The following is a 26,365-nucleotide window of genomic DNA, read 5'->3' as shown; positions in this document are numbered from 1 at the left end:
GCCCCGGCGCCCCCGTCCGGGCCCGGACGCGCCACCCCCTGACCGCCCATCCCGGACGCGCCCACCCCCGACCGCCCACCCCTGACCGCCCGTCGCGCCGCTCGGCCCCGCCGCCCGGTGGCCCCGCCGACCCGACCAGACCCGAGGCGATGCCCCGTATGAACGTCCTCCAGGCCGCCCTCACCGGAGCGCTGATCGGTGGCCTCTACGCCCTGATGGCCACCGGCCTCTCCGTCACCTGGGGGGTGCTGCGCGTCATCAACCTGGCCCACTTCGGCCTGATCCTGATCGGCGCGTACCTCACCTTCCAGATCGCCACCTCGTGGCGGCTCGACCCGATCCTGACGCTGGTGGTGACGGTGCCGCTGATGTTCGTGGCCGGCGCCGCGATCCAGTGGCTCTTCGACCGGCTCCGGCTGAGCGAGTTCAACTCGCTACTGGTCAGCTTCGGGCTGCTGAGCATCACCATCCAGGTGGTCAGCAACGTCTGGAGCGCCGACTTCCAGCGGATGCCGGCCGAGGTCAACCCGTACGCCACCGGCTCGGTCTCGCTCGGCCGGCTGGTCTTTCCGGTCACCACCCTGCTGGCGTTCGGCCTCGCCCTGGCGGTGGTGGTCGGCGCGCACCTGGTGCTGCGGCGTACCTTCGCCGGCCGGGCCATGCGGGCGATCGCCCAGGACCGGGCGGTCGCCGGCGCCTTCGGGGTCGACCACCGCCGGCTCAGCGTCCTGCTCGGCGGGGTGGTCGGGGCCACGGCGGCGCTGGCCGGGATGGTCTTCGCACTCTCCAACGCGCTCACCCCGGAGACCGCGTACGAGTGGTTCGGCACCGTCTTCGCGGTGGTGATCCTCGGCGGGATCGGCGAGGTGGTCGGCACCTTCGCCTCCGGCATCCTGGTCGGGGTGCTCTCCGGCGTCGTCTCCGCGGTCTGGTCCCCGGCCGCCGCGCCGTTCGTACTCTTCTCGGCGATCATCCTGGCCCTGCTGCTGCGCCCGCAGGGACTCTTCGCGGCCGGAGGTGTCCGGTGATCCGCCGTGGTGGTCTCGGGCTGCTGGTGGCGTTCCTGGTGCTGGTCGCCCTCGGCGCCTCCGCCGACCAGCTCGGGATCGGGTCGTTCTATCTGGTGCTGCTCGGCTCGATCTGCTTCTGGATCGCCCAGGCGACCAGTTGGAACCTGCTCAGTGGATACAGCGGCTACTTCAGTTTCGGCCAGGCCGCGTACGTCGGGGTCGGCGCCTACACCACCGCCGTGCTCAGCGGGCGGCACAACGTCGACTTCTTTCTCACCCTGCCGCTCGCGGCGGTGCTTTCCGGACTGCTCGCCCTCGGGGTCGGCGCGGTGGCGTTCCGGCTGGGCTCGCTGCGGGGCGAGATCTTCGCGCTGCTGACCCTCGCCGTGCCGTTCATCCTGGCCGCGTTCGCCCGGATCAACCGGTCGATCGACGGGGGACAGGGGACGAGCGTCCCGGTTCCCGAGCTGCCGGGGCCGGTCAGCTCCTTCCAGCAGTTCCAGTTCCTGCTGGCACTGCTGATCGCAACCATCGCGGTGGCGGTGGCCTATGTGGTCCAGCACACCCGGTCGGGTTCCGCGCTCGCGGCGATCCGGGACGCCGAGGACGTCGCCGAGGTGACCGGGGTGGCGACGTTCCGCTACAAGATGCTGGCGATGCTGCTCAGCGGGGTGATCGGCGGGGTGGCGGGCAGCGTCTACGCGCTGCAGATCGGGTTCGTGACCGTGGAGAGCGTCTTCGGGCTGACCATCCCGCTCTTCGTGATCGTGATGGGGGTGCTGGGCGGCCGGAGTCACTGGCTCGGTCCGGTGATCGGCGCGGTGCTGATCGTCACCCTCCAGGACCGGCTCTCCTCGTACGGGCTGGACGCGTACAACATGATCATTCTCGGTGGCATCCTCGCCCTGCTGGTCGCGCTCGCCCCCGACGGCCTGTACGCGCGGCTGCGGGCCCGGCCGCTGGTCGCACTCGGCACCCTGGTCGGGGTGAGCGGCGCCCTGGCGGTGCTCCGGGTCTGGGGCGAACTGCTGGACTGGCTGGTCGTCGGGATGCTCGCAGCCAGCCTGGTCGCGATCGTGCTCGGCTCGCCCCGGCTCTCCGCCCGACTGGGACTGCGCCCACCCGGCCACCGGTCCCGAACGGTGACTCCGGCCGCTCCGACCGATGCCGCTGCGGGCGACACTGCTCCGGCCGATGCGGCTGTGCCCGGTGCGGCTGCGGCGGACGGCGCTCCGGCCGACGCGACCGCGGGCGAGACTGCGGCCAGGACTGCGCCGGTCGACGCCGCTGCGCCCGACGGGGCACGGATCGACGCCGTCTCGACGGAGAGGGCTGGGATCGACGACGTCTCGACGGAGAGGGCTGGGGCCGACGACGTCTCGACGGACGCTGGCGCGGGCTCGACGGACGCCGGCGCGGGCTCGGCGGGTGCCGGCGCGGGCTCGGCGGGTGCCGGCGCGACGGAGACCGCGCCGGTCCAGGCCGCCGCGACCCACCTCCCCACCGTCCTGGAGACCCGTACGGTTCCGATCCAGGCCACCGGTTCGCGAGGGGGCGGGTCCGGTGCGGTGCTGGTCGAATGCCGTGGGGTGGCCAGGTACTTCGGCGGGGTGCACGCGCTGGAGGAGGTGACCCTGGACATCCGGGAGGGCGAACTGGTCGGTCTCGTCGGCCCCAACGGCTCCGGCAAGACCACGCTGGTCAACCTGCTCTCCGGCACGATCCGGCCGACCCGGGGCACGATCCGGATCGGCGGGCAGGACATCACCCGGCTGGCGCCGCACCGGATCGCCCACGTCGGGATGGCCCGGACCTACCAGATTCCCCGGCCGTTCGACTCGATGACCGTCCGGGACAACGTGGCGATGGCCATCATGTTCGGGCGTACGCCGATGTCACTGCGCCGGGCCCGGCCGATCGCCGAGCGGCATCTCGGCACGGTCGCGCTGGCGCACCTGGCCGACGCGTACCCGAACAGCCTCAACCTGCACCAGCGGCAACTGCTGGAGATGGCCCGGGCGGTCGCCGCCAATCCCCGGGTGCTGCTGCTGGACGAGGCGCTGGCCGGACTGAACCCGGCCGAGGTGGACAACGCGGTACGGGTGGTCCGGCGCATCCACGACAGCGGCATCACGATCGTGATCGTCGAGCACCTGCTGCGGGTACTCAACCAGCTCGCGACCCGGCTCGTGGTGCTCGACCGGGGTAGCTGCCTGGCCGACGGCGATCCGCAGACCGTGCTGAACGATCCGGCCGTGGTCCGCGCCTACCTGGGGAGGCAAGCCCATGTCTGAGCCGTTGTTGCGGGTGCGGAACCTCGACGTGCGGTACGGCGACGCGCAGGCGCTCTGGGACGTCGCCGTCGAGGTGCGCGCGGGGGAGACAGTCTGTGTCGTCGGCCCGAACGGCGCCGGAAAGTCCACTCTGGTCAACGCGGTCGCCGGGATCCATCCGGCGCACCGGGGGGAGATCAGCGTCGGGGGTACCGACATCACCCGGCTGCGCGGCCACCGGGTCTGCGCGCACGGGGTGGCGGTCGTCCCGGAGGGGCGGCGGATCTTTCCCCGGATGTCAGTGCTGGACAACCTGATGCTCGGCGCGTACCGGCGGGGTGCCCGCCGGGAGTACCGGGTCAGCCTGGCCGAGGTCTACGAGATCTTTCCCCGGCTCGCCGAACGGGCGGGTCAGGTTGCTGGCAGTTTGAGTGGGGGAGAGCAGCAGATGCTGGCGATCGGTCGGGCGCTGATGGCCCGGCCGCGTCTGCTGCTGCTCGACGAGCCGTCGCTGGGGCTCGCGCCGGTCCGGGTCGACGAGGTGTACGACGCCATCGTGCGGATCAACGCGGGCGGGGTGAGCGTGCTCGTGGTGGAGCAGGACGTACAGCGGGCTCTTGACGTTGCGGGTCGGGCGTACCTGCTGGGGGAAGGGCGGGTGGTACTGAGTGGCCCGGCCGACGAGTTGCGGGGTAGTGCAGAGGTGCGGCGTAGCGTGCTGGGGTTGTGAGCGGGGCGGGCTGTGGCGACAGGACCGAATCGAACAGGCCGGTGATCTCAGGTGCAGCGATGGCGAGACACACTCGACCAGCAAGCTCGCACCATGCTCGCCATGTACGCTGCTTCCAGCCGTCGAACCAGCCGCGCACCACCCGTCGGCATACCACTGCGGAGGCATGATCTTGCGAACGAAAGTGAAGGAATTCGGCGTACTTGATCTCTAGCGCCGCAGGTCAATAAGTCTGCTCCCCGCGCACGCGGGGGTGATCCGTCGGTGTACGCCACGTTTATCGGCGGATGGCTCTGCTCCCCGCGCACGCGGGGGTGATCCCCGAGGAGTCGGGCTTGGCGCATCGCAGGTGCCGCTGCTCCCCGCGCACGCGGGGATGATCCCCTGCTGATCCGAGGCAACACGGTCCGCCACAACTGCTCCGCGCGCACGCGGGGATGATCCGGAATGGCGTGATGGCGGCAACGATGGCGGCAACTGCTCCCCGCGCACGCGGGGATGATCCCGCGACACCGAACCAGCAGTCGCGGACGACCACCTGCTCCCCGCGCACGCCGGGATGATCCCGACAACTGGGTGAGCCCGGACCCGATCGTCTACTGCTCCCCGCGCACGCGGGGATGATCCCTGGGTGACCAGTGACCGCGCCACCTGCAACGCCTGCTCCCCGCGCACGCGCGGATGATCCGCTGTCCAAGAAGGACGCGATCGGGGCCGCGTTCTGCTCCCCGCGGACGCGGGGATGATCCGCCGGTGGACGTGCACCTGGCCGAGCAGCCGACCTCCTCCCCGCGCGCGGGATGATCCCGCGGACGTCACCACCGGCGGCGACAGGGGAGTCTGCTCCCCCGCGCACGCGGGGATGATCCCGCGCGGAAGGACATCACGATCATCCGGGTCTACTGCTCCCTGCGCACGCGGGGATGATCCCGGGTACCGGCCGCGCTTGCCGCACCTCATGCACTGCTCCCCGCGCACACGGGGATGATCCGGCGTTGACGAAGTTCTACCGGCTGCTGGTTGTCTGCTCCCCGCGCAGGCGGGGATGATCCGGGCAAGAGCTGTCGTCCACCGTCACCGGCTACCTGCTCCCCGCGCACGCGGGGGTGATCCTGCCCACGGCGGATCGGCGACGATCAGGTCGATCTGCTCCCCGCGTACGCGGGGCTGACCCCGAGACGCACCACTGGGTGACCGGCAACAAGGGCTGCTCCCCGCGCGCAAGCGGGGGATGATCCCCGGCCGAACTCGCCCAGACCGGGCTGCTGGGCTCGGAGTGCCGGAAACCCGGTATCGGGACCGGTCGGATTCCGGTACACACGGGGGATGACCGAGGTCGCGCTGCCGGGCGGTTACACCAGCGGTGCCGTACTGGTCGGTGACGTCGTGCACAAGCCGGCCTCGCCTTGGACGCCAACGGTGCACGCCTTGTTGCGCTACCTGGAGGTTGCCGGTTTCAACGGCGCTCCGCAGGCGCTCGGCTTCGACGAGCAGGGTCGCGAGATGCTCAGCTACCTGCGCGGCGACACCGTCGGCGACCGGACGCCGTGGCCCGACTGGGTGTTCGCGGACTCGACCCTGGTCCAGGTCGGCCAATGGCTGCGACGGCTTCACGACGTCACGGTGGGTTTCGGCCCACCGGCGGACGAGAGGTGGTTCATCGGCGACGCGGTGCGGCCGGGGCTGGTGGTGGGGCATCAGGATGCGGCGCCGTACAACGCGGTGGTGGATGGCGGCCGTCTGGTCGGTTTCTGCGACTGGGGTGCGGCCGGTCCGTCGACGCGGGAGTTCGACATGGCGCTGTCGGCGCTCTGGTGGGTGCCGTTCTGCCCGCCGGACGCGGTTGCGCCGTTGGGCTTCGATCCCTCCGAGGACCGGTCCCGCCGCCTCCACCTCCTGCTCGACGCCTACGGCTACGACGCGGACCGGCGGGAGTTCGGCGCCGTGGTCGTGCACCGCGCCCGGGGCCAGGCTGCCGCCATCCGCCGGATGGCCGACGGCGGGGATCCGGCCGCGACCCGGTTGCTGTTCGTCGCGGACTACTTCGAGTCGGCCGCCGCCGACGTCGAGGCGCTGCCGAACGAGTTCTGGGCGCACTGACCCAAAGCGGCATCCGCCGTGCCGAGCCTTACACACCAACCGGGTCACCCCAACGATGGTGTTCGTGCGGCCTCTCCGTCGACTGGCGGTGCACCCTTTCATCCACCCGCCGTCCTGCCCGGTCATCGTGCTTTCGGCGGCGGCGGCTTCGCGACCACGTCCCGGGACCGTCGACCCCAGGCGCAGGCCGTGGCGTGGTCAGTGCGGCCGGCGGCGCAGCAGGTACGTGTCCATGATCCAGCCCTTGCGCTCCCGCGCGGCCCGGCGTACCTCGACGATCCGTGGGCCGACCTCGGCGAGCGGGCCGGCGACCAGGATCTCGTCCGGGGTACCGAGGTAGGCACCCCAGTAGATTTCCACGTCCGGCTCGGTGACCCGGGTGAAGGTGCAGTGCGCGTCGAGCATCACCACCAGATCGTCCACTCCGGGCGGCCAGCCCTGGGCCAGCAGCCGGCCGGTGGTGACCTGGAACGGCCGGCCGACCCGGTTCAGCCCGATCCGGTGCCGGGCGGCCAACGTCGAAACGCTGCTCACCCCCGGAATCACCGCATAGTCGAACTCGACCGACCCGTCGGCCAGCATCTCCTCGATGACGCCGAGCGTGCTGTCGTAGAGTGCCGGATCGCCCCAGACCAGGAAGGCGGCGCAGCCGTCGGCCGGTACCTCGTCCCGGATCAGCACCCGCAGCAGCTCGGCCCGGCGGCGGCGCCACTCGTCCACCGCGTCCACGTAGGCCGGCGCGGTCCGGTCCCGGTCCGGGTCCCGCAGCTCCACCACCCGGTGGCCGGGCTTTGTCGGGTGCCGGCGCAGGATCTCCTGGCGCAGTCCGAGCAGGTCCTGCTTCGCGGCACCCTTGTCCAGCACGAAGAAGACGTCGACCTCGGCGATCGCCCGGACCGCCTCCAGGGTCAACTGGTCGGGGTCACCCGCCCCGATGCCGATGACGAGGATCTTCCGCACGATCGGCCGTCCTAGCGTTTCGCCGACCGGTCACGGCCGGCGGAGTAGAGGTATGAGTCCGGGAATCCTTCGGCGGCCAGCACCCGACCGACGATGATCACGGCGGTCCGGCGTACCCGGGCCTGTTCGACCTGGTCGGCGATGTCGGCCAGGGTGCCGCGCAGCACCAGCTCGTCGGGGCGGCTGGCCCGGGCGACCACCGCGACCGGGCAGTCGGCGCCGTAGTGCGGGACGAGCTGCTCGACCAGCTCCGGGGTTCGGCCGACGGCCAGGTGCAGCACCAGGGTTGCCCGGCTGGCGCCGAGTACCGCCAGGTCCTCACTGTCCGGCATCGCCGTCGACCGGGCGCGGGCCCGGGTCAGGATGACCGTCTGCCCGACCGTCGGCACGGTCAGCTCCCGGCCCAGCGTCGCGGCGGCGGCCGCGAAGGCCGGCACACCGGGCACGATCTCGTACGGCACGCCTGCCTCGTCGAGCCGGCGCAACTGCTCGGCCACCGCACTGTAGATCGACGGGTCGCCGGAGCAGAGCCGGGCCACCTCCCGGCCGGCCCGGTGCGCGTCGACCATCCGGGCCACGATCTCGTCCAGGGTGAGGTCGGCGGTGTCCACCAGTTCCGTGTCCGGCGCACACGACTCGAGCAGCTCCGCCGGGACCAGGCTGCCGGCGTAGAGGCAGAGCTGGGCGCGGGCCAGCACTCGCTGCCCGCGTACCGTGATCAGGTCGGCGGCGCCCGGTCCGGCACCGATGAAGGTCACCGGCACGGCTTGACCACCGCCCACTGCACCAGGGCCCGGGCCGGCTTCCACGCCGTGAAGCCGCCGAGCGGTGCGGCCCGCTCCACGCCGAGCCGGGTCAGGTCGCCGCCGAGTCGCTCGGCACGAATGGTCAACTCGCGTTCCCCCTCGATCGTCACCGCGTGCGCGACCAGCCGGCCGCCCGGGGCGAGCGCCGCCCAGCACGCGTCCAGGACACCCTCGGCGGCCAGCCCGCCGCCGACGAAGACGGCGTCCGGGGTCGGCAGCCCGGCCAGCACCGCCGGTGCCCGGCCGACCACCACCTCCAGCTCCGGCACGCCGAGCGCCGACGCGTTGCCGGCGATCCGCTCGGCCCGGTCCGCCCTGGCCTCGACCGCCACCGCCCGGCAGGTCGGCTCGGCCCGCAGCCACTCGATGCCGATGCTGCCCGAGCCCGCGCCGACGTCCCAGAGCAGCTCGTCGGGAGCCGGGGCGAGCCGGGCCAGCGCCAGCGCCCTCGCCTCCCGTTTCGTCAACGCCCCGTCGTGGGCGTACGCCTCGTCGGGCAGGCCCGGCATCGTCGACCGGAGTACGGCGTCCGGCCCGGCCGTGGCGTGCACCGCGACGACGTTCAACGGGTCGCCCGGCGGATGCGGCCAGTCCTGGGCGGTCCCGTCGAGTCGCTGCTCGTGCCCGGTCCCCAGTGACGCCAGCACGGTCAGCGGGCTTGCCCCGTAGCCGGCGTCGGTGAGCAGGCCGGCCAGGGCCGACGGTGTCGACCCGTCCGCGCTGAGCAGCAGGATCCGCCGGCCGGGGGCGAGCACCCGGCGTATCCGGGCCAGGTCGCGGCCGACCGCGCTGACCACGGTGACCCGCTCGACCGGCCAGCCGAGTCGGGCACAGGCCAGGCTGATCGAGGACGGGTGCGGGAGTATCTGCACCCGGTCGGGGCCGACCAGTTCGACGATCCGCGCCCCGATCCCGAACCACATCGGATCGCCGCTGGCCAGGACGGCGAGCCGGCGGTCGGCGTACGCGTCGAGCAGGCCGGGCAGCGCCGGCAACAGCGGGCTCGGCCAGCTCACCCGCTGCGCCGGCAGGTCCGTAGGGAGCAGGTCGAGCTGCCGTCCGCCGCCGAGCACGACCTCGGCCGTCCGTAACGCCCGCCGGCCGGCCTCGCCGAGCCCGGCCCAACCGTCCGCGCCGATGCCGACCACGGTCAGCCCAGGTCTGGCACTCGTCGCGGTCACGAGCCGGAACGTTAGCCGACCCGCCGGCGCCGATGCCCCGCCGGGTGAGCCGCGTCATCGCAGGGCGACCAGGTCGGTGCCGATGGCCACGATCCGGGGTCGATCCGGGGTCGAGGCGGTCGGCGTGCCCGGCGCCCCGCTGCCGCCGATGCGCGTTCGGGCGGGCCACGTCGTCCTGGACCTGCCTGCACACCGCACCGCCGCCGATGCCCGGTCGGGCCGGCTGTGTCATCATCGGCGGCGACGGTGCGGCGAGGAACGCCGGTGGGTCGGTCCAGCAGGGCCGGCGACTCCGGGGCGGTCCCGCCACTGTGACCGGCCGACGGCCGGGAGCCAGACACTCGCCCCCGTCCCGGGTCGGCCCTCCGGGCGGCCCGGTACCGGACCGGTCGCGGGCGTGGACACCCGCGAGGCAGGAGGTTGGCCCCGTGCGGTCGTACCCGTTCTCCGCCGTCGTCGGAATGGACGACATGGCACTCGCGCTCACCCTCAGCGCCGTCTCGCCGGCCATCGGCGGAGTGCTGATCCGGGGCGAGAAGGGGACCGCGAAGTCCACCGTCGTCCGGGCGCTGACCGCACTGCTGCCACCGGTGACCGTCGTTACCGGCTGCCGCTTCTCCTGCGACCCGGCCGCACCCGACCCGGACTGCCCGGACGGGCCGCACGATCCGGACGGGCCGTACGATCCGGACGGGCCGTCGGCGACCCGGCCGGCCCGGCTCGTCGAGCTGCCAGTCGGCGCGACCGAGGACCGGGTACTCGGTGCCCTGCACCTGGAGCGGGCACTGCGCGACGGCGTCACCGCGTACGAGCCGGGGTTGCTCGCCTCGGCACACCGTGGACTGCTCTACGTCGACGAGGTCAACCTGCTGCACGACCACCTGGTCGACGTGCTGCTGGACGCGGCGGCGATGGGTCGGGCCACCGTCGAACGGGAGGGCGTCTCGATCGCGCACGCCGCCCGGTTCGTCCTGGTCGGCACGATGAACCCGGAGGAGGGCGAACTCCGCCCGCAACTGCTGGACCGGTTCGGCCTGACCGTCGAGGTGGCGGCCAGCCGCGATCCGGCGGTGCGTGCCGAGGTGACCCGGCGGCGGCTCGGCTACGAGGCCGACCCGGACGGGTTCGCCGGCCGGTACGCGGCGGCGGACGCCGAGCGCGCCGCCCGGATCGCGCAGGCCCGTCGACTGCTCCCCGAGGTACGGCTCGACGACGACACCCTGCACCGGATCGCCATGGTCTGTGCCTCGTTCGAGGTCGACGGAATGCGTGCCGACCTGGTGACCGCGCGGACCGCGATGGCGCATGCGGCCTGGTGCGGGCGTACCACGGTCGCCGGGGTGGACGTGCGGGTCGCCGCCCGGCTGGCGCTCCCGCACCGCCGTCGGCGCGACCCGTTCGACCCGCCCGGCATCGAACAGGAGCGGCTCGACCAGGCGCTCGCCGAGGCCGGCCTCGACCAGCCCGCCGAGCCGCCCCCGGGCGGTGGTGCGCCGCCGCAGGGGCCCGGCCCGGACGAGCCCGACCCGGGTGGCCCGGGCGGTGCGTCGCCGCCCGACGACACCGGCCCGACACCGGGGACCCCACCGGCCACCGGTCCCGCCGCCGAAACCGACGCCCCGCCGGACGGTGCAGGCAACGGGGACGGCTACGGCGGCGGACCGGAGCGGCCGGACGGGGTCAGGGTGCCGGCCGCGTCGCACGGCTCGGCGGAACCGGACGGGTCGGGTACCGGGGCGACCGGCGGGAGCCGGACGCTGGCCGCCGAGCGGCCGTACCGGGCCCGGCTGCTGGTCGTACCGGGCGTCGGGGCGGGCGTCGCCGGGCGCCGGTCGCCGGCGGTCACCACCGTCGGGCAGACGATCCGAACCACGCCGTCCGGGGTGTACGCGGGCAACCGGCCGCATCTGGTCGCCACGCTCTGGGCGGCCGCACCGCACCAGCGGGCGCGCGGCCGGCGCGGCTCCGGGCTGGAGTTGCGGCCGCAGGACGTCCGGGTGCCGATCCGGCAGGGTCGGGAGGGGAACCTGATCCTGTTCTGTGTCGACGCCTCCGGCTCGATGGCGGCGCGGCAGCGGATGCGGGAGGTGAAGACCGCCGTACTGTCGCTGCTGCTCGACGCCTATCAGCGGCGGGACAAGGTTGGCCTGGTCACCTTCCGGGGCGGCGGTGCCGAACTCGCGCTGCCACCGACGTCCAGTGTGGACGTCGCCGCCACCCGGCTCGCCGAGCTGCCGACCGGGGGCCGTACTCCGCTGGCCGAGGGGCTGCTGCGGGCCGGTGCCGTGCTGCGGGTGGAGCGGATCCGGGACCCGCGCCGCCGCCCGCTGCTGGTGGTGCTGACCGACGGCCGGGCCACCGCCGGCCCGGAGGCGGTGCCCCGCTCCCGGTACGCCGCCCGGCTGCTCGCCGGCAGCGGCGTCCGCTCGGTGGTGGTCGACTGCGAGGCGGGACGGATCCGGCTCGGGCTGGCCGCCGAACTGGCCGGGGCACTCGGTGCCGAACACCTGCCGCTGGAGCAGGTCGCCGCCGGCACCCTGACCGGCGCGGTGCGTCTCCGCACCGATCCGCGTACCCGCAACGGTGCCGGCGCCGACGTCGCACCCGGCGGGACCGACCGGGGCGGCCCGGGGCCGCGCCTCGGAGCGGGCCGGGGGAGGGCCGCCTGATGCCGCAGGGACGGCCGGAGACGGTACCCGCCGACGGGCTGACCACCCGGCAGCGCCGCAACCGGCCGCTGCTGATGGTGCACACCGGCGCGATGAAGGGCAAGTCCACGGCGGCGTTCGGGCTGGCCATGCGGGGCTGGCACCAGGGCTGGTCGATCGCGGTCTTCCAGTTCGTCAAGTCGGCCCGCTGGCGGGTCGGCGAGGAGTCCGCGCTGCTCGCGCTCGGCCGGCTGCACGAGCAGAGCGGCGAGGGCGGCCCGGTCGAGTGGCACAAGATGGGCGCCGGCTGGAGCTGGAGCCGCCGGTCCGGCACCGAGGCCGACCACGCCGCCGACGCCCTGGAAGGCTGGCGCGAGATCCGGCGCCGGATCGCCGAGCAGCGGCACCGGCTCTACGTGCTCGACGAGTTCACGTACCCGATGAAGTGGGGCTGGGTGGACGTCGACGAGGTGGTCGACACCCTGCGGAACCGGCCCGGTCACCAGCACGTGGTCATCACCGGCCGGGACGCCGACGCCCGGCTGGTCGAGGCCGCCGACCTGGTGGTCGAGATGACCAAGGTGAAGCACCCGATGGACACCGGCCAGAAGGGGCAGCGGGGGATCGAGTGGTGACCCGGCTGCCCCGGGTGGTGATCGCGGCGCCCGCCTCCGGGCAGGGCAAGACCACGGTGGCGACCGGGCTGATGGCGGCACTGCGCGAGCGGGGTCTGGCGGTCAGCGGCCACAAGGTCGGCCCCGACTACATCGACCCCGGCTACCACGCGGTGGCGACCGGCCGGCCGGGTCGCAACCTCGACCCGCACCTGCAGGGCGAGGAGCGGATCGTCCCGCTGCTACGCCACGGCGCGGCGGTGCCGGTGCCGGCCGACGTCGCGGTGCTCGAAGGCGTGATGGGGCTGCACGACGGCGCCATCGGGCGGGAGGGGTTCGCCTCCACCGCGCACGTCGCCCGGCTGACCCGCAGCCCGGTGCTGCTGGTGGTCGACGTCTCCGGGGCCTCCCGCAGCATCGGCGCGCTGGTGCACGGTTTCGCCTCCTACGACCCGGAGCTGACCATCGCCGGGGTGATCCTGAACAAGGTCGGCTCGGACTCCCACGAGGCGGAGGTGCGGCAGGCGGTCGCCCGGACCGGGGTACCGGTGCTCGGGGCGCTGCGCCGGGACGCGTCCCTGGACACCCCGAGCCGGCACCTCGGGCTCGTGCCGGCCGCCGAACGCGGGGCCGCGGCCCGGCGTACCGTCGACACGCTCGCCGGGCAGCTCGCCCGGGCGGTGGACCTGGACGCGGTGCTCGCCGTCGCCCGTCAGGCACCGGAGCTGCCTGCCGGGTGCTGGCGACCGGACGAGGAGGTGCCCCGGCTGGCCCCGGTGACGGTCGCGGTCGCCGGTGGTTCGGCGTTCACCTTCCGGTACGCCGAGACCGACGAACTCCTCGCGGCTGCCGGCGTCCGGGTCGTACCCGTCGATCCGTTGCGCGACGAGGCGTTGCCGCCGGACTGCGCGGGCCTCTACCTCGGCGGCGGCTTCCCCGAGGTCTACCCGGCCGAACTCTCCGCCAACGCTCGACTGCGCGACGCGGTCGCCCGGGCGGCCCGGGCCGGGATGCCGGTGGTCGCCGAGTGCGCCGGGCTGCTCTACCTGTGTCGGGACCTCGACGAGCACCCGATGACCGGGGTGCTGGACGCCTCGGCCCGGATGACCGGCCGGCTCACTCTCGGCTACCGGGAGGCGGTCGCGACCGGCACCAGCCTGCTGACCGACCCGGGAACGGCGGTGACCGGGCACGAGTTCCACCGCACCCAGGTGGAGTACGGTGCCGGTCGGGTGCCGGCGTGGCGGTTCCGGCCCCGGCCGTCCCGCCCGCACGGGCTCGACGCGACGGTCGAGGAGGGCGTGGTCGACCGCAACCTGCACGCCTCCTACCTGCACGTCCACTGGGCCGGGCATCCGACGCTGGCCGCCCGGTTCGGCACGGCGGCGGCCCGGTACGCCGGAGCGCCGGTCCCGGTGTGGCCGGCGGCCCGGTGGGCCCGGAGCACGCCCCGACCCACCCCTGGCTGATCTGCTCGGAAGGATTGTTGATCAGCGCGGCGCCCCGGCTGATAACGCCTATCCTTCATGCCCTTTCCGAATGCCATCCTGTGGGGTGCGACAGAAGGCTGGCGATGAATTCCAGCGGGAGTTTCCCTCGGCTATTGACCGATTCGGCGGACGGCTCGACGTGACGGCCGCCTGACGGTGGCACGCGACCCATCGCTGACGCGGAGTACGGTCGTAGATGTGGCGAAGTCGGGTGGTTGGTGGTCGTCCATGAGGCGGCGCCCGATCCGAAACCTCGTCTGGGCGGTCTCCCGGTTCGGCCAGCGTCCTGAACACCCGGCCCAGCGGTCTGCGCGGGCACTCCTGGCGGACCAGGGTGACATGACTCCAACCCGAACCGCTCGTCATTTGCGCGAGGTGGCGCAGTGGATGGAGCAGGCGGCCGAGGAGACGGCCGCCAGGGCACGCGCCATCGAGGCCAAGTACGGCGAGGTGTTCCGGACCGCCTACACGATCTCCGGCGAGTACTACCAGCCGTACCTGGACTACCGGGCAGCGCCCGAGGAGATCGCCACCGCCCTCCGGCTGCGCAGCCGGGCCCTTGCCCTGGCTCGTACCTACGACCGCCGGGCCAGGAGGCAGGCGCGGTTGGGAGACCGGGCCGACCTGGCGGTGCTGCACGAGCGCGGCGACACCGCCGGCCTGCTGAAGGCGCTGGACCACCGCAACCAGGACGTCCGGCTGCGCGCCCTCTGGTTTCTGGCCGACCTGCGCCATGACGCCGCCGTGCAGCCGTTGATCGGCCTGCTCGACGATCCCGCGCTGGCCGAGCAGGCGGCCAGGGCGCTCAGCCACATCGGCGACCCACGTGCCGTGGAGCCGCTGATGTCCCTTGCCCAGCAGACGCGCGGTGCCGCCGATACCGCCGTCATCGCGCTCGGGAACATCGGTGATCCGCGAGCGACCGACGTCCTGCTCAAGCGCCTGGCCAACCCCGCCGACCTCACCCTCAACACCGTAGCCGGAGCGCTTGGAAAGCTCGGCGACCCGCGGGCGGTGGAACCCATGCGCGCCATCCTGAGCCGCCTCCGGGCCACCACGCCGGAGAACGACGTAGGCAGACGCCTCCAGGCACTCTTCTGCAAATCCATCGAGGACGCGATCGATGAGATCGTCCGCGCGAACGGCCCCCGAGTCGGTGACGAACCTTCCTGAGAAGATCCCTACCGGAGCCTGCCGCGACGCCTGCCGGGCCGGAGTCGTGCCGGGTGCCCGGTGTCCGTTTCCCTGAGTTCAGGCATTGAGGTATGCGAGGACGGCGAGGACTCGGCGGTTGTCGTCGTCGGAGGGCGGCATATCGAGTTTGGTGAGGATGTTGTTGATGTGCTTGCTCACGGCTTTCTCGGTGATGCGGAGCTTGGCCGCGATCGCGGCGTTGGAGCGGCCTTCGGCCATCACGCCGAGCACCTCGCGTTCTCGGACGGTGAGTACCGCGAGTGGCTCCCGGCGGGCGAGCAGTTGCGAGATCACTTCAGGATCCATGGCGGTGCCGCCGTCGGCGACCCGGCGGACGGCGGCGACGAACTCGCCGACGTCCGACACGCGATCCTTGAGCAGGTAGCCGACACCGCCGTGCGGGGTGCTGAGCAGTTCGCGGGCGTAGAGGGGCTCGACGTGCTGGGAGAGCATGAGGACCGACAGGCCGGGGATCTGGGCGCGGGCCGCGATCGCGGCTTGCAGACCTTCGTCGGTGAATGTCGGGGGAAGGCGGACGTCGATGACCGCCACCTGTGGCTTGTGTGTGATCAGGGCGGGCAGCAGCGCCGGGCCGCTGTCGACCGCTGCGACGACGTCGAAGTCGAAGGCCTGCAGGAGGCGGGTCAGTCCGTCACGGAGGAGGGCATGGTCCTCGGCGATGACAATGCGCACGGCAGCTCCATGGTGATGACGGTGGGTCCCCCGGGCGGGCTCGACAGCGTGATCGTGCCATCGAACGCGGCGAGGCGGCGTTCGATGCCGCGCAGACCGGTGCCGGAGGCGGGGTCTGCACCTCCTGTGCCGTCGTCCGTGACGACCATCGTCAGTACTCTGTCGGTATACCGTAACGACACGGATCCGGTGCGCGCGCGGCTGTGCCGGATCATGTTGGTCAGCGTCTCGGCGACGGCGAAGTACGCCGCGGACTCCACGGGCGTGTCGGCCCGGCCAGAAAGGGCGGCGTCGACCGTGATCGGTATCGGCAGGCTGAGCGCCAACGCCCGGACCGCGCCGTCGAGGCCGCGTTCGGCGAGCACCGGCGGGTGAATGCCGCGGACCAGGTGCCGCAGCTCGACGAGCGCTGTTCCGCTGGACTCACGTGCTTCGGCGAGCAGTTCGTGGGCCGCCACCGGGTTCCGGTCGATCAATTCGTCGGCCAGACCGATCATCATGCCCAGCGAGACGAGGCGGGCCTGGACGCCGTCGTGCAGGTCGCGTTCGATGCGGCGCAGCTCCGCCGCCTGGGCATCCACGGTGTCAGCCCGGGTCACCGTCAGCTGGGTGACGCGCAGCCGGAGTTCGGCAGCCCTGGTCGGCGCGAGGAAGAGCCGGGCGAAGTACGCGTCGACGCGGCCCAGCCACGGCGCGGCCCACAGGCCGCCGGCGAGGATGACGGCGCCTTGCGGCAGGCAGAGCAGCCCGTCGCTGAACGTGTCGATGGACCAGATGGCGCCGTAGCCGTACCAGCCGGTGCCGAGCCAGATCCACAACGGCGTCAGCGACAGACCCGCGAGCCCGTACAACGGCACGACCACCCGGATCGTCCCGAGCGTGAACCCGACGATCGCGCCGGGCATGAGCCAGGCAAGATCGCGCCAGGTGGCCGGGTCGGTCACGATCCACCGGAAGCGCTGCCAGCCACCGGCCACGGCCCCATCCGGAGGCGGGTGGTACGGGCGTGTCACGAGGACACCGGTCCGGGAGGCACGTCTGCGCTCAAGATCGGCACGCATCCGGACCAGCGTCATCGTCCAGGGCACCAGCGCCAGACCGAGGAACGGCACCGGCGTCAGGGCCAACACGACAACGGACACGGCGAGCAGCGGTACGTTGGTGAACGCCAGACCGATCCCGGCCATGCCGGACAGCACGGAGCGCGCACCGCTCCGGGCCCACCGGCCCAACCCTTCGCCAGTCCCGGCCGCGTTCACAGGTCATATTGTGCCCGCGGACTCACGGCTCAATCGTGGTGCTAGCACCTCCGCGTTGGAGGACGTAGCGCTCCTGACGACGCGGCATCGAGCGGGTTTGATAGAAACATGACGATCACCATGACGCCGTCGCGGGCAACGACCGGCAGCGACTTCGCCGTGCTGTCACGGCGGATCAGCGGCGAAGGACTGATGCAGCGCCGACCCGCCTACTACGTTGTCCGACTGACTGTCGTCACGCTCATGTTCATCGGCGGTTGGACCGCGTTCTTCATCATCGGCTCCTCCTGGTGGCAGTTGGTGACGGCCGCGTTCCTCGCCGTCACGTTCACCCAGGTCGCGCTCGTGGCGCATGATCTGGCACATCGCCAGGTGTTCCGTACCAAACGCCCCGGGGAATTCGCCGGACGGCTGGCCGGAAACCTCGGGGTCGGGATGAGCTACGGCTGGTGGATGGATAAGCACACCCGTCACCACAACAATCCGAACCATGACGACCTCGACCCGGACGTCGCGCCCGAGGTGCTCATCTGGGCCACGAAGTCGGCCCTCGGCCGGCGCGGGCTGAAGGGCTTCATCACCCGGCATCAGGCTGCGCTGTTCTTCCCGCTCCTCACCCTGCTCGCCGCCGACCTGAAGGTGTCCAGCGTCAAGGCGTTGCGCAACGGCACCGTGAAGCGCCCCGGCCTGGAAGCCACGCTGCTGATCCTGCACGCCGTCGGCTACCTCTCGGCACTGCTGATCGTTCTCTCGCCGCTGCAGGCCCTCGCCTTCCTGCTGGTACACCAAGCGCTGTTCGGCGTCTACCTCGGCATGACGTTCGCACCCAACCACAAGGGCATGCCGCACCCGACCGGTGACGAGGACTACCTGCGTAAGCAGGTGCTGACCTCCCGTAACGTCCGCGGCGGCTGGCTGACCGACACGGCGCTGGGCGGCCTGAACTACCAGATCGAGCACCACCTCTTCCCTGGCATGCCGACCCCCAACCTGCGCAAGGCCCAGCCGATCGTGCAGGCGTACTGCGCCGAGATCGGCGTCGCCTACGAACAGACCAGCCTCATCACCTCCTACCGGCAAGCCCTGCAATACCTGCACGAGGTGGGCGCACCGGCCCGCGCCGAACACGCGGCACGCTGAGTCAGGATTGCGTGTAGCCTTCGGGGTAGCCGCGCCGCACGGACGCGCGCAGCTTGTCGAGCCTGCAACGGTCCCTGTGTTCGACAGGGTCGTTGCTTCCCGGCCTACGGTCCAGTCCTCGCCCGTCCTTCACGCGATTCCTGTCTGAGTTGAGCTGGAGGAGCACGATGGCTCCCAACCTTCTGCCCGTGACCGCGCTCGCGCAGCTACCCATCGACACAAGTTATCCGCAACCAGCGACAGTCCGGCTCGGCGTGGCCGGAGAGATCGACCTGGCAACCGCGCCGGTGCTCCGCGACAAGCTGCTCACCCTGTTGCGGGATCAGACTCCCGCAGTCCTCATCGTGGACCTCGCCGGGGTCGCGTTCCTGGACTGCGCCGGCATCGGCGCGCTCGTCGGCGTGCGCAACGCCGCTGGCGAGGCCGGATGCGAGCTGCGAGTCACCGATCCGCAGCCCTTCGTCCGCCGCGTCCTGGAGGCGAGCGGGTTGCTCGGAATCCTCACCGCCTCCACCGATCAGCCGCGGCGCATTCGCCCAAGATCGAAATATCCGTCCGGGACGAGGTCCGCCGCTGCGATCGCGGCGGAGCCACCCAGCGTGGTGGCTGCCGCCTGACCTCAACCCACTACCTGGGCATCCGATCCCGTCCCGCCAGCGCAGCGCAAGGTGCAGAACGGTCAAAGACTCAACCGGAGCCCTCCAGGTCGCCCTCCACGCGGAGGTACGTCTCCCGCAGCGCCGCCATCGTCGCCGGGTCCGGTTTCGCCCACAGTCCCCGGTCGGCCGCCTCGGAGAGCCGTTCGATGATGTTCCGCAGCGCCCACGGGTTGGACCGGCGCAGGAACTCCTGGTTCTCGGCGTCGAGGGCGTACGTCTGGGCCAGGTCCTCGTACATCCAGTCGGCGACGACCCCGGCCGTGGCGTCGTAGCCGAAGAGGTAGTCGACGGTGGCGGCCAGCTCGAACGCGCCCTTGTAGCCGTGCCGGCGCATCGCCGCCAGCCAGCGCGGATTCACCACCCGGGCCCGGAACACCCGCGCGGTCTCCTCGGTCAGCGACCGGGTCCGCACCGCGTCCGGGGTGGTGCTGTCCCCGATGTACGCCCGGGGCGCCTGCCCGGTCAGAGCCCGCACCGTGGCGATCATCCCGCCGTGGTACTGGAAGTAGTCGTCGGAGTCGGCGATGTCGTGTTCCCGGGTGTCGGTGTTCTTCGCCGCCACCGCGATCCGCCGGTACGCGTCCTCCATCTCCTCCCGGGCCGGCCGCCCGTCCAGCCCGCGCCCGTAGGCGAAGCCGCCCCAGACCGTGTAGACCTCGGCCAGGTCGGCGTCGTCCCGCCAGTTTCCGCTGTCGATCAGCGGCAGCAGTCCGGCGCCGTACGCGCCCGGCTTGGAGCCGAAGATCCGGCTCGTCGCGCGCCGCTCGTCTCCGTGCCGGGCGGCGTCGGCCCGGACGTGTGCGCGTAGGAAGTTCTGCTCGTCCGGCTCGTCGAGCCCGGCCACCGCCCGGATCGCGTCGTCGAGCAGCAGCACCACGTGCGGGAACGCGTCCCGGAAGAAGCCGCTGATCCGCACGGTCACGTCGATGCGCGGCCGGCCCAGCTCGGCCAACGGCACCACCTCGAAGCCGTTGACCCGGCGGGACGCCTCGTCCCAGGTCGGTGTCACGCCGATCAGGGCCAGTACCTCGGCCACGTCGTCCCCGGCGGTCCGCATCGCCGAGGTACCCCAGGCGGAGAGCCCGACCGAGCGCGGCCACTCGCCGGTGTCCCGCCGGTACCGCTCGACCAGTGACGTCGCCATCGCCTGCCCGGTGGCGTACGCCAACCGGCTCGGGATTGCCTTCGGGTCCACGGTGTAGAAGTTCCGGCCGGTCGGCAGCACGTTGACCAGTCCGCGCAGCGGAGACCCGCTCGGCCCGGCCGGCACGTACCCGCCGTCGAGGGCGTGCAGCAGGTGGGTCAGTTCGTCGGTGGTCCGGGCCAGCCGGGGTACCACCTCGGTGGCGGCGAACTCCAGCACCGGGCGTACCGCCGAGGCGCGCGGATCGTCGTCGCCCAGCACGTCGTGCAGCACGGCCGGTACCGCGTCGACCGCCCAGTTCCGCGCCTCCATCGCCTCGACCATCGCCCGGGCCACCGCCTCGACCCGGTCGACCTCGGCGGTGCCCTGCTGGTCGCTGCCCTCGGTCAGGCCGAGCGCGGCCCGGAGCCCGGCCACGGCGCCGGCCTGCCCGCCCCAGACCTGCCGGGCGCGCAGGATCGCCAGCACCAGGTTGACCCGGGCCTCGCCGGTCGGCGGCTCGCCGAGCACGTGCAGGCCGTCCCGGATCTGCGCGTCCTTCACCTCGCAGAGCCAGCCGTCCACGTGCAGCAGGAACTCGTCGAACTCGGCGTCGTGCGGGCGCTGCTCCAGACCCAGGTCGTGGTCGAGCCGGGCGGCCTGGATCAGCGTCCAGATCTGTCCCCGGATCGCCGGCAGCTTGGCCGGGTCCATCGCGGCGATGTTGGCGTACTCGTCGAGGAGCTGCTCCAGCCGGGCGATGTCGCCGTAGCTCTCGGCCCGGGCCATCGGTGGCACCAGGTGGTCGACGATCACCGCATGCGCCCGCCGCTTGGCCTGCGCTCCCTCGCCGGGATCGTTGACCAGGAACGGATAGACCAGCGGCAGTGAGCCGAGTACCGCGTCCGGGCCGCAGGAGGCGGAGAGCCCGACGGTCTTGCCGGGCAGCCACTCCAGCGAGCCGTGCTTGCCCAGGTGCACCACCGCGTCCGCGCCGAACTCCTCGTCCAGCCACCGGTACGCGGCCAGGTAGTGGTGCGTCGGCGGCAGGTCGGGGTCGTGGTAGATGGCGACCGGGTTCTCGCCGAAGCCGCGCGGCGGCTGGATCATCAGCACCACGTTGCCGGCCCGCAGGCAGGCGAGCACGATCTCGCCGTCCGGGTCCCGGGAGATGTCGACGTAGAGCTGCCCGGGCGGCGGCCCCCAGTGTGCGACCATCGCCTCGCGCAACTCCGCCGGGAGCGCCTCGAACCAGCGACGGTAGCGGGCCAGCGGGATCCGTACCGGGTTGGCGGCGAGCTGCTCCTCGGTCAGGAACTCCTGGTCCTGGCCGCCGGCCGCGATCAACGCGTGGATCAGCCGGTCGCCGTCGGGTAGCCCGGTGTCGGGGGAGCCGGCGTCGGATCCGGTCTCGCCGGCGGTCGCCGGGACGAGTCCGGGTAGCGCGTCCGGACCGTCGACCGGGCCGACGTCGTAGCCGAGGTCCCGCATCGTCCGGAGCAGGCGTACCGCGCTGGCCGGGGTGTCCAGCCCGACCGCGTTGCCGACCCGGGCGTGCTTGGTCGGATAGGCCGACAGCACCAGGGCGATCCGGCGCCGTTCCGCCGGGGTGTGCCGGAGTCGGCCCAGCCGGACGGCGGTGCCGGCGACCCGGGCGGCCCGCTCCGGGTCCGCCACGTAGCGCGGCAGCCCGTCGGTGTCGGTCTCCTTGAACGAGAACGGCACGGTGATCAACCGACCGTCGAACTCCGGCACCGCGACCTGGGTCGCCGCGTCCAGCGGGGAGAGGCCGTCGTTACTGTCCGACCAGGATGCCCGGGTGGAGGTGAGGCAGAGCGCCTGGAGGATCGGCACGTCCAGCGCGGCCAGCGCGCCGACGTCCCAGGCCTCTTCGGTGCCGCCGGCGGCGGCGTCCGCCGGGCGGGTGCCACCGGCCGCCAGCACCGTGACCAGCAGCGCGTCGGCCGCACCGAGCGTCGCCAGCAGCTCCGGTTCCGGGGTACGCAGGCTGGCGCAGAAGACCGGCAGCGCCCGGCCGCCCGCCTTCTCGACCGCCTCGGCCAGCGCGTCGACGAAGCCGGTGTTCCCGCTGAGCTGGTGCGCCCGGTAGTAGAGGATGCCGACCACCGGCCCGGTCGCCTCGCGGGCCGGGCGGGACCGGACGCCCCAGTTCGGCTGCGCGACCGGCGGGGCGAAGCCGTGCCCGGTCAGCAGCACCGTGTCGGAGAGGAAGGCGTGCAGTTCGCGCAGGTTCTCCGGCCCGCCCTGGGCCAGGTAGGCGTGCGCCTGCGCGGCGGTGCCGGCCGGCACCGTGGACCGGGCCATCAGGTCGGCGTCCGGGGTCTGCTCGCCGCCGAGGGCCACCACCGGCCGGGTGCCGCCGCGCAGTGTGGCCAGCCCGTCGGCCCAGCTCCGGGCGCCGCCGAGAATCCGCACCACCACCAGGTCGACGCCGTCGACCAGGTCGGTCAGCTCGGCGAGGTCGATCCGGGCCGGGTTCGCCAGCCGGTACGCCGCGCCGCTGGCCCGGGCGGAGAGCAGATCGGTGTCCGAAGTGGACAAGAGCAGGATGGTGGCAGCGTCCGCCGAAGGCATGGGTGGCTCCTCCCCGGGTCCGCGCCCGTGGTCGTGGTCCGTGTCACGGTGGTCCGGAGTGTCTGGCTCCCGACCCGTACGCAGGTCGGTGACAGTGGCGGGACCGCCCCGGACTCGCACCGGGTTCCTCCGGGTCCACCGCGTGATGCATTTCTCGCCGCCGGCCGGCGCCGAGGACCACGACTCTACGATGAGCCCGTGTCCGCCCTCGCCACCCCGTCCCCCCGGCCGCCGGAGGACCGCTGCCCCGGTGCGCTGCGGGCCCACCAGGCCGCCGACGGGCTGCTGGTGCGGGTGCGGTTGCCCGGCGGTCAACTGCGCCCCGCCCAACTGCGCGTCCTCGCCGACCTCGCCCGGGACGAGTCCGACGGCGCGCTGGAACTGACCTCCCGGGGCAACCTCCAACTCCGCCGCCTCGCCGACGACGCCGCGGTGCGCCGGGTCGCCGATCGGGTCGCCGAGGTCGGGCTGCTGCCCACCGCCACCCACGAGCGGGTACGCAACCTGCTGGCCTCACCGCTGAGCGGGCGGGACCGGGCCGGGCGGCTCGACGTACGCCCGCTGGTGCGGGACCTGGACGCGGCGCTGCGCGGCGCCGCCGACCTGGCGTCGCTCAGCGGCCGGTTCCTGTTCGCCCTCGACGACGGCCGGCACGACGTCGCCGCCCTCGGCGCCGACCTGTGCTGGATCGGCGGCTCGCAGACCCTCTGGCTGGCCGGCACCGACACCGGGCTGCGGGCCGGTCCGGACGACGTCGTCGAGTTGCTGATCGCCGCCGCCCGCGCGTTCCTGCGGGTCCGGGGTGAGCGCCGGGACCTGTGGCGGCTGGCGGACCTGCCGGATGGGCCGGCCCGGGTGACCGCCGCGCTCGGCCGTCCCACCTCCCCGGTCACGGCCCCGCCCGGGACGTCCGGTGGCACTTCTGCCGCGCTGGCCTCTGCGGGTGCGGCCCCGCCCGGGACGTCCGGTGCCGCGCCGGCACCAGTGGTGGGCGCCCGTCCGGACGGTGTGCTGGTGGCCGGGGTCCGGCTCGGCCGGTTGACCGCCGACCAGGCGCACCTGCTGGCCGACCTCGCCGGCAGGGACGAGATCATCATCACCCCGTGGCGCAGCCTGGTGCTCGACACCGGTGGACCCGATATCGTCGGCCGGCTGGCCACGGCCGGGCTGCTGGTCGACCCGGCCTCGCCCTGGCTCGGCGTGACGGCCTGCACCGGCCGGCCCGGCTGCGCCAGTGCCCTCGCCGACGTGCGGGGGGATGTCACCGAGGCGCTGGCCGACGCCGGTCCGACGGGCGGGGCGGCGCTTCCGGTGCACGTGGTCGGCTGCGAGCGCCGCTGCGGCCGACCCGCCGGTCCGGTCGTACTGGCGGTCGCCACCGGCACCGGATACCGGATCGAGGCCGGCGGTACCAGCCGACCGGGCACCCCGGCGGCCGCCCTGGCCGTACGGGCAGAAAGGCAGAAGTGAGCTACGAGTACATCCGCGACGGCGCGGAAATCTACCGTCGGTCGTTCGCGACCATCCGGGCCGAGGCCGACCTCTCCGCGCTGCCGCCGGAGATCGCGCCGATGGTGGTCCGGATGATCCACGCCAGCGGCAGCGTCGACCTGGTCGACGACGTCGAGGTCGCACCCGACCTGGTCCGCGCCGGTCGGGCCGCGCTGCGGGCCGGTGCGCCGATTCTCTGCGACGCGGTGATGGTCGCCGCCGGCATCACCCGGGCCCGGCTGCCCCGCGACAACGAGGTGCTCTGCACACTGCGCGACCCCGAGGTGCCCGGACTGGCCCGCCGGCTCGGCACCACCCGCAGCGCGGCCGCCCTCGAACTGTGGCGGGACCGGCTCGACGGCGCTGTGGTGGCGATCGGCAACGCCCCCACCGCGCTGTTCCGGCTGCTGGAGATGCTCGACGAGGGGGCCGCCCGACCGGCGGCGATCGTCGGCGTACCGGTGGGGTTCATCGGGGCGGCCGAGTCGAAGCAGGCGCTGGCCGGGCACGACGCCGGCATTCCGTACCTGGTGGTGCACGGTCGGCGCGGCGGCAGTGCCATCACCGCCGCCGCCGTCAACGCGATCGCGAGCGAGGTCGAATGAGCGCGACCGAGCCTGGCGGTGGATCGGCGGGGCCGGCGCGGGTCGGCGTCGGCGGCGAGCGGGCGGCCGGCGAGGTCGGCGGGGGTGGGTCGGCTGCGGCTGGCGAGGTCGGTGACGGTGGATCCGCTGCGGTCGGTGGCGGTGGATCCGCTGCGGTCGGCAAGGCCGGCGGTGGATCGGCAGTGGACGGTGGCCGGCGGCCGGGCACGCTGCGTGGCGTCGGCGTCGGGCCGGGCGATCCCGAACTGGTGACGGTGAAGGCGGCCCGGCTGATCGGTGCCGCCGACGTGGTCGCCTACTACTCGGCCCGGCACGGCCGCAGCATCGCCCGGTCCATCGCCGAGCCCTACTTCCGGGACGGCCAACTGACCGAGCCGCTGGTCTATCCGGTCACCACCGAGACCACCGACCATCCGGGCGGCTACGAGGCGGCGATCACCGAGTTCTACGACGCCAGCGCCGAGCGGCTGGCAGCGCACCTGTCGGCCGGTCGGGACGTGGTGGTGATCTGCGCGGGCGACCCGATGTTCTACGGCTCCTACATGTACCTGCACGAGCGGCTGGCGCACCGGTTTCGCGCCGAGGTCGTACCCGGGGTGACCTCGATCAGCGCCGCCACCGCCGTACTGGGCAGGCCGCTGGTCGAGCGGGACGAGGTGCTCACCGTGCTGCCCGGTACGCTGCCGGCCGACGAGTTGACCCGCCGGCTGGCCGACACGGACGCTGCCGCGGTACTCAAGCTGGGGCGGACGTTTCCGCAGGTACGGGCGGCGTTTGCCGATGCCGGACGGCTGGCCGACGCCTGGTACGTCGAACGGGCCACCACCGCCAACGGCCGGGAACTGCCGCTGGCCGAGGTCGACCCGGACGGGGTGCCGTACTTCTCCCTCGCCGTGCTGACCAGTCCCACCGGGGACGCGGTCGCGGCCGGCGTCGGCGCGGCAGCCGGCGTGGCGGCGTCGACCGCCCCGACGGCGGCGACCGGCGGGGCGGCGGCTGGCGGGGCGGCGGCTGGCGGGGCGGCGGCTGGCGGGGTGACGGCCGGTGGGGTGACGGTGGTCGGCCTCGGCCCCGCCGGCAGCGGCTGGCTCACCCCGGAGACCAGCCAGGCGCTGCGCGAGGCGGAACACCTGGTCGGCTACGGCCCGTACGTCGACCGGGTGCCGCACCGTCCCGGCCAGCACCGACACACCTCCGGCAACCAGGTCGAGATCGACCGGGCCCGGCACGCCCTGGAACTCGCCCTGGCCGGCGCCCGGGTGGCGGTGGTCTCCTCCGGCGACCCGGGGGTCTTCGCGATGGCCACGGCGGTGCTGGAGGTCGCCACCACCGACGGGCGGTTCGGCGCCGTGCCGGTACGGGTGCTGCCCGGGCTGACCGCGGCGCAGGCGGCGGCGAGCCGGATCGGTGCCCCGCTCGGCCACGACTTCGCGGTGCTCTCGCTCTCGGACCGGTTGAAGCCCTGGGCCGTGATCGAGCAGCGGTTGGCCGGCGCGGCCGCTGCCGACCTGGTGCTGGCGCTCTACAACCCGGCTTCGGCCAGCCGCCGGTGGCAGGTCGAGGCGGCCCAGAAGGTGCTGCTCCGGTACCGGAGCGCGGACACGCCGGTGGTGATCGCCCGGGACGTGGGCCGGCCGGGGGAGCGGATCACCGTGGTCCCGCTCTCCGAACTCGATCCGTCGGATGTGGACATGCGCTGCCTGCTGATCGTCGGCTCGTCCACCACCCGGACCGACCGGCGGGCGGACGGTTCGACCGTGGTCTGGACGCCCCGGACCTATCCCGGCTGACGCC

At 73.1% G+C, this 26,365-nt stretch carries 19 protein-coding genes and 1 riboswitch; of the genes, 13 read left to right on the top strand and 6 right to left on the bottom strand.

Features of this window, described 5'->3' with window-relative positions:
• Positions 1-149 precede the first annotated feature (149 nt).
• From ACQEVC_RS38365 to ACQEVC_RS38350, 4 genes are all read left to right on the top strand, one after another.
• Entirely contained in the window at positions 150-1,028 is an 879-nt protein-coding gene (locus tag ACQEVC_RS38365) for a branched-chain amino acid ABC transporter permease (protein ID WP_432888233.1), read from the top strand.
• The gene (locus ACQEVC_RS38360; RefSeq protein WP_432888231.1) at positions 1,025-3,304 is read left to right on the top strand and encodes a branched-chain amino acid ABC transporter ATP-binding protein/permease; all 2,280 of its coding nucleotides are present in this window, start codon (positions 1,025-1,027) and stop codon (positions 3,302-3,304) included. Before ACQEVC_RS38365 ends, ACQEVC_RS38360 begins: the two co-directional genes overlap by 4 nt.
• On the top strand, positions 3,297-4,013 hold the full coding sequence (locus tag ACQEVC_RS38355) for an ABC transporter ATP-binding protein (RefSeq protein WP_432888229.1): 717 nt from the start codon (positions 3,297-3,299) through the stop codon (positions 4,011-4,013). Before ACQEVC_RS38360 ends, ACQEVC_RS38355 begins: the two co-directional genes overlap by 8 nt.
• 1,326 nt (positions 4,014-5,339) lie before the next feature.
• Positions 5,340-6,113 carry an aminoglycoside phosphotransferase family protein gene (locus ACQEVC_RS38350; RefSeq protein ID WP_432888227.1) on the top strand — a complete coding sequence of 258 codons (774 nt, stop codon included), beginning with the start codon at positions 5,340-5,342 and terminating at the stop codon, positions 6,111-6,113.
• A 198-nt stretch (positions 6,114-6,311) separates the two neighbouring features.
• Here the strand turns inward: ACQEVC_RS38350 and cobF are convergent, their stop codons facing one another.
• From cobF to cbiE, 3 genes are read right to left on the bottom strand one after another with little or no spacing between them, the layout of a single operon-like run.
• The gene (gene cobF, locus ACQEVC_RS38345; protein ID WP_432888225.1) at positions 6,312-7,073 is read right to left on the bottom strand and encodes a precorrin-6A synthase (deacetylating); all 762 of its coding nucleotides are present in this window, start codon (positions 7,071-7,073) and stop codon (positions 6,312-6,314) included.
• 11 nt (positions 7,074-7,084) lie between these two features.
• Positions 7,085-7,837 (bottom strand): precorrin-4 C(11)-methyltransferase, encoded by a 753-nt coding sequence (cobM, locus tag ACQEVC_RS38340; protein ID WP_432888223.1) that lies wholly within the window; start codon positions 7,835-7,837, stop codon positions 7,085-7,087.
• On the bottom strand, positions 7,828-9,060 hold the full coding sequence (gene cbiE / locus ACQEVC_RS38335) for a precorrin-6y C5,15-methyltransferase (decarboxylating) subunit CbiE (protein WP_432888220.1): 1,233 nt from the start codon (positions 9,058-9,060) through the stop codon (positions 7,828-7,830). Before cbiE ends, cobM begins: the two co-directional genes overlap by 10 nt.
• A gap of 461 nt (positions 9,061-9,521) precedes the next feature.
• Here cbiE and ACQEVC_RS38330 point away from each other — a divergent pair, with 461 nt between their 5' ends.
• From ACQEVC_RS38330 to ACQEVC_RS38315, 4 genes are all read left to right on the top strand, one after another.
• Complete coding sequence (locus ACQEVC_RS38330) at positions 9,522-11,729, top strand: VWA domain-containing protein (RefSeq protein ID WP_432891933.1); 2,208 nt, start codon at positions 9,522-9,524, stop codon at positions 11,727-11,729.
• Positions 11,729-12,343, top strand: coding sequence for a cob(I)yrinic acid a,c-diamide adenosyltransferase (gene cobO / locus ACQEVC_RS38325; protein WP_432888216.1), 615 nt, complete (start codon positions 11,729-11,731; stop codon positions 12,341-12,343). The genes ACQEVC_RS38330 and cobO overlap by 1 nt, the downstream gene beginning before the upstream one ends.
• Positions 12,340-13,791, top strand: a complete 1,452-nt coding sequence (locus ACQEVC_RS38320) for a cobyrinate a,c-diamide synthase (protein WP_432888214.1) — start codon at positions 12,340-12,342, stop codon at positions 13,789-13,791. The genes cobO and ACQEVC_RS38320 overlap by 4 nt, the downstream gene beginning before the upstream one ends.
• 360 nt (positions 13,792-14,151) lie before the next feature.
• Positions 14,152-14,985: a HEAT repeat domain-containing protein gene (locus tag ACQEVC_RS38315; RefSeq protein WP_432888212.1), complete on the top strand. Its 834-nt coding sequence runs from the start codon at positions 14,152-14,154 to the stop codon at positions 14,983-14,985.
• A 78-nt stretch (positions 14,986-15,063) separates the two neighbouring features.
• Here ACQEVC_RS38315 and ACQEVC_RS38310 read toward each other — a convergent pair whose 3' ends face one another.
• A complete protein-coding gene (locus tag ACQEVC_RS38310; protein WP_432888210.1) occupies positions 15,064-15,699 on the bottom strand; it encodes a LuxR C-terminal-related transcriptional regulator in 636 nt (211 codons plus the stop codon).
• Positions 15,651-16,886 carry a sensor histidine kinase gene (locus tag ACQEVC_RS38305; protein WP_432888208.1) on the bottom strand — a complete coding sequence of 412 codons (1,236 nt, stop codon included), beginning with the start codon at positions 16,884-16,886 and terminating at the stop codon, positions 15,651-15,653. The genes ACQEVC_RS38310 and ACQEVC_RS38305 overlap by 49 nt, the downstream gene beginning before the upstream one ends.
• A 180-nt stretch (positions 16,887-17,066) precedes the next feature.
• Here ACQEVC_RS38305 and ACQEVC_RS38300 point away from each other — a divergent pair, with 180 nt between their 5' ends.
• Positions 17,067-18,098, top strand: a complete 1,032-nt coding sequence (locus ACQEVC_RS38300) for a fatty acid desaturase family protein (RefSeq protein ID WP_432888206.1) — start codon at positions 17,067-17,069, stop codon at positions 18,096-18,098.
• 188 nt (positions 18,099-18,286) lie between these two features.
• Positions 18,287-18,715: an STAS domain-containing protein gene (locus ACQEVC_RS38295; protein ID WP_432888202.1), complete on the top strand. Its 429-nt coding sequence runs from the start codon at positions 18,287-18,289 to the stop codon at positions 18,713-18,715.
• 70 nt (positions 18,716-18,785) lie between these two features.
• Here ACQEVC_RS38295 and cobN read toward each other — a convergent pair whose 3' ends face one another.
• Positions 18,786-22,475, bottom strand: coding sequence for a cobaltochelatase subunit CobN (gene cobN / locus ACQEVC_RS38290; RefSeq protein ID WP_432888200.1), 3,690 nt, complete (start codon positions 22,473-22,475; stop codon positions 18,786-18,788).
• A 56-nt stretch (positions 22,476-22,531) separates the two neighbouring features.
• Positions 22,532-22,605: riboswitch (cobalamin riboswitch) on the bottom strand.
• Positions 22,606-22,673: 68 nt separating this feature from the next.
• Here cobN and ACQEVC_RS38285 point away from each other — a divergent pair.
• The 3 genes from ACQEVC_RS38285 to ACQEVC_RS38275 are packed head-to-tail and all read left to right on the top strand — an operon-like array spanning position 22,674 to position 26,361.
• On the top strand, positions 22,674-23,945 hold the full coding sequence (locus ACQEVC_RS38285) for a precorrin-3B synthase (RefSeq protein WP_432888198.1): 1,272 nt from the start codon (positions 22,674-22,676) through the stop codon (positions 23,943-23,945).
• Complete coding sequence (locus tag ACQEVC_RS38280) at positions 23,942-24,571, top strand: precorrin-8X methylmutase (protein WP_432888196.1); 630 nt, start codon at positions 23,942-23,944, stop codon at positions 24,569-24,571. Before ACQEVC_RS38285 ends, ACQEVC_RS38280 begins: the two co-directional genes overlap by 4 nt.
• The gene (locus ACQEVC_RS38275; protein ID WP_432888194.1) at positions 24,568-26,361 is read left to right on the top strand and encodes a precorrin-2 C(20)-methyltransferase; all 1,794 of its coding nucleotides are present in this window, start codon (positions 24,568-24,570) and stop codon (positions 26,359-26,361) included. The genes ACQEVC_RS38280 and ACQEVC_RS38275 overlap by 4 nt, the downstream gene beginning before the upstream one ends.
• The last annotated feature ends 4 nt before the right edge of the window (positions 26,362-26,365 follow it).

It is taken from the genome of Plantactinospora sp. CA-294935, from assembly GCF_050936445.1.
Lineage (GTDB): Bacteria > Actinomycetota > Actinomycetes > Mycobacteriales > Micromonosporaceae > Plantactinospora.
This window is presented reverse-complemented; position numbering and strand designations above follow the sequence as displayed.

Excerpts from the sequence above, each read along its gene's own strand:
- ACQEVC_RS38365 (WP_432888233.1), top strand. The coding sequence starts at position 150 with ATGCCCCGTATGAACGTCCTCCAGGCCGCCCTCACCGGAGCGCTGATC.
- ACQEVC_RS38355 (WP_432888229.1), top strand. The coding sequence starts at position 3,297 with ATGTCTGAGCCGTTGTTGCGGGTGCGGAACCTCGACGTGCGGTACGGC.
- ACQEVC_RS38350 (WP_432888227.1), top strand. The coding sequence starts at position 5,340 with ATGACCGAGGTCGCGCTGCCGGGCGGTTACACCAGCGGTGCCGTACTG.
- ACQEVC_RS38330 (WP_432891933.1), top strand. The coding sequence starts at position 9,522 with ATGGACGACATGGCACTCGCGCTCACCCTCAGCGCCGTCTCGCCGGCC.
- cobO (WP_432888216.1), top strand. The coding sequence starts at position 11,729 with ATGCCGCAGGGACGGCCGGAGACGGTACCCGCCGACGGGCTGACCACC.
- ACQEVC_RS38315 (WP_432888212.1), top strand. The coding sequence starts at position 14,152 with ATGACTCCAACCCGAACCGCTCGTCATTTGCGCGAGGTGGCGCAGTGG.
- ACQEVC_RS38305 (WP_432888208.1), bottom strand. The coding sequence starts at position 16,886 with ATGGCCGGGATCGGTCTGGCGTTCACCAACGTACCGCTGCTCGCCGTG.
- ACQEVC_RS38300 (WP_432888206.1), top strand. The coding sequence starts at position 17,067 with ATGACGATCACCATGACGCCGTCGCGGGCAACGACCGGCAGCGACTTC.
- cobN (WP_432888200.1), bottom strand. The coding sequence starts at position 22,475 with ATGCCTTCGGCGGACGCTGCCACCATCCTGCTCTTGTCCACTTCGGAC.
- ACQEVC_RS38275 (WP_432888194.1), top strand. The coding sequence starts at position 24,568 with ATGAGCGCGACCGAGCCTGGCGGTGGATCGGCGGGGCCGGCGCGGGTC.